Origin of the sequence: Mammaliicoccus fleurettii, assembly GCF_002018435.1 — a bacterium.
GTDB lineage: Bacteria > Bacillota > Bacilli > Staphylococcales > Staphylococcaceae > Mammaliicoccus > Mammaliicoccus fleurettii.
In genome coordinates this window covers 1-3300 of record NZ_MWJM01000034.1, presented here as the reverse complement: position 1 = coordinate 3300, position 3300 = coordinate 1, and the positions used below count along the sequence as shown (strand labels likewise).

The window sequence follows — 3300 nt, the reverse complement described above, 5'->3', positions numbered from 1 at the left end:
GCTATATACAATGGAAAATCTATACTAATATCAAATGCTGCGCCGGCTACTAAGGGTCCGATTAAGTTACCGACACTTGTTGCTGCCGAGTTTAATCCACCTGCTGTACCTTGATTATTACCGGCTAATTTTGAAAAGTAGTTCGTCATGGATGGTCTGATTAAATCAAATCCAATAAATATAATGAAACTTACTAGCATTACCGTTAAATATTTTGAAGCCATTAAGAATGCTCCTAAAACTAATATCGAATATATTAATGAGAATAATGTTAACTTAATTTCACCTATTTTTCCTACTAGCTTTTCAAATAAGAACAGCTGGAATATAACCCCTACTATTGCGCCACCTGTAATGGCGATAGATATATCTTTCGGTTCGAAACCTACTTTTTCTGCTGTATATAATGAGAACATGGTTTCTGTTGATGCTAAACCATATGAAAGTATGAGCATTATAATAACAGGTACTACAAACAATTTATATGGAAATGGTTCTTTAACTTTTTTCTTACGTGTCTCATGTGTTTCATCTTCATCACTAGCTTCTTTTAATAAGAATATCGAGAATAATAAAGCTATTATGCCTAGTCCACCTGCAAAATAAAAAGGCATTCTATGCGAAATTTCTGCTAAGAATCCTCCTACACCTGGTCCAACTATAAACCCTGTATTTATTACTGCTGACATATAACTAAAGTTCTTCGCTCTAGTCTCATGTGTTGATAAATCACCGATCATACCATTTACACCTGGCATGACAAACGCTGCACTAATCCCACCTAATACTCTTGATAATAAAAGTATTGAAAATGAATTACCTACCGCAAATATAAATTCTGAAATGGAGAATAATAGGAGGCCAATAATGATAATGATTTTTTTACCAAATTTATCTGCAAATCGTCCTCCAAATGGTGAAGCAATCATTTGGAATAATGCGAACACTGCTACAAGTACACCCAAATCTGTACCATTCAAATCTAAATCCTTTAAAAACGTTGGTAAAACTGGAATTACGATACTAATTCCTAAAAACATTAAAAATATATTAAAATATAAAACATTTAACTTACTCTTCATTTTAGACCTCCTTATTCAATACTTTCACAAATTTTATCTGATTTTCACTATATTCTAATCCATTTAGTTGGATTTTCATAACGTTTTGCAATCTTTAATATATACAATTTATAGTGTATAGTAACTATACAGTCAATAGAAGGAGAACAATTTATGCAAAAAATTAATCAAATACCTATAAGTGAGTTTGCTAGCTTAACAAATGTTAGTCGTCAAACGCTTATTTACTACGATAAAATCAATCTTTTCAAACCTGATTATAAAAATGAAATTGGCTATCGCTACTATTCTATAAAACAAATTGAACTGATTAGTGTGATCACATTACTAAAAGAATTAGGCATGCCACTAAAAGAAATCAAAGAATATACACAAAACAAATCACCAGAACACTTTTTAAATTTAATGTATCAACAGAAAAAGACGATTCAAGAACAGAAGAAACATTTAGAATATAATGAAATGATTATCAACGATAAAATTCAGCTCATTAAAGAAGCTATACAAACACCATTTGATGACATTACATTACAAGAAATCGAAGAAACAACATTTTATATAAGTGATAATATCGCAAATGCTTCAGAACTTGATTTTTTAATATCTATTAATCAATTTATTGTAGAGCTTAAATCACATGGCCTATTCTCTAGCCAACCGATTGGCATTATATCCAATATGAAAGATATTTTAAATGGAGAATACAATAATTATAGTTACCTATATGTTAAAATTCCTGACTCTAAAAATCATTACACGAATACCATTACGTTAAAAGGTCAGTACTTAATTGGTTACCACCTAGGATTAGATAAAAATATAGAAGTAACGTACTCAAAAATGATGCAAAAAATAGAAGAAATGGATTTAAAAATCGGTAAATATGTCTATGAAGAATTTGTATTCGATTCAGTTATTAAAAATAATGAAAATGAATATATAACGAAAATAATGATTGAAGTGGAATAAAATATTTCCTCGGGCATCAGCATTTTACAAAATTGTTACCAATATCTATTTTTACAAAAAAATAAAGCACTTTCGTTTAATTTAATTAATAAAATCAAATTAACGAGGTGCTTTATTTATAAGTTATATCATTCTTAAATAATACTACCACGAGTAACGTGCTTACTTCCTGTACTCGATTGTATTATTAAAATTTTAATTTAACATTTATGAGTATTGGATAAATTAATAATGCTAAAAGAATTCCGATAGCACCTAATATATGAAACATTTCATATATATGATGATATATCCATTTGAACAAAGGTGTGAAATCTCCAAGTACATACCATACAAAGACTATTACGCCTATTAAAAATATATAGTTATCATTTGCATAACCACAACATTTGTAGCAATCTAAAGTTAAACATAAACAAAAGGTGGCTAAATTATGAAAAGAGCATTAGTCGTACTTACTGAACAATACGCAGATTGGGAATTAAGCTATGTTGCAGCAGAACTGTCTATGTCACATTCGTTTAAAATAGATACTGTATCGTTAGAAGAACCAACAGTCACATCCATCGGTCAAATAAAGACCATCATTGACTATACAATTGAGCAAATTTCAGAACCATATGACGCTTTAATCGTTATAGGCGGAAACAATTGGCCATCAATAGAAAGCGAGCAGCTTGTACAGCTCATTAAGTCATCATTAGACAAAGGCATCGTTGTCGGTGCAATATGTGGCGCAGTAGACTTCTTAGCAAGAAATAGCCTACTTTCAGGATTCAAGCATACAGGAAACGACTTAAACACATGGACAACAGACAATAACTTTAAACAATACACAAACTCAATAGACTTCGTAAATGAAGACAGCGTAATAGATAAGAATCTCGTTACAGCAAACGGATCAAGCGCAGTAGACTTTGCATTTAATGTCATTCAAGCATTAGGATTATTGGATGAAAGAGAAGCGGAAAAAAATAAATACTTCTATAAATCAGGATATGTAGCGTATAAATTGAAATACGGAGAAATTGGGTAGATTTGTGGAGTGAGTAAGGAGAAATAAAAGGAGCTAATCATATGACTCATCTAAATGATATTGTGAAAATCTCAAAACAATACGGACTAAATATTCAACCAGAAACAATTTCTTTAAATGAATCAGGGTTAGATTTTCAAGTTGCTTTCGGTGAAGACGAACATGGACAAAAATGGGTATTGAGAATACCAAGACGTGCAGATGTATATAAGC

The 3300-nt window shown here is 30.7% G+C and carries 3 protein-coding genes and 1 pseudogene; 3 read left to right on the top strand and 1 reads right to left on the bottom strand.

The features are described 5' to 3' along the window. Positions 1-1082, bottom strand: a 1082-nt coding sequence (gene norA, locus B2G86_RS12895) for a multidrug efflux MFS transporter NorA (RefSeq protein ID WP_078358591.1), incomplete at its 3' end; no start/stop codon positions are given. Between the two features lie 153 nt (positions 1083-1235). On the opposite strand from norA, the gene B2G86_RS12890 reads away from it, so the two are divergent. The 3 genes and pseudogenes from B2G86_RS12890 to B2G86_RS12880 form a co-directional block, all read left to right on the top strand. After that, positions 1236-2051: a MerR family transcriptional regulator gene (locus tag B2G86_RS12890; RefSeq protein ID WP_078358590.1), complete on the top strand. Its 816-nt coding sequence runs from the start codon at positions 1236-1238 to the stop codon at positions 2049-2051. A 433-nt stretch (positions 2052-2484) separates the two neighbouring features. Continuing rightward, positions 2485-3087, top strand: coding sequence for a DJ-1/PfpI family protein (locus B2G86_RS12885; protein ID WP_078358589.1), 603 nt, complete (start codon positions 2485-2487; stop codon positions 3085-3087). 41 nt (positions 3088-3128) lie between these two features. Then, positions 3129-3300, top strand: a pseudogene (locus tag B2G86_RS12880) (Mph(C) family macrolide 2'-phosphotransferase); the annotation flags it as partial.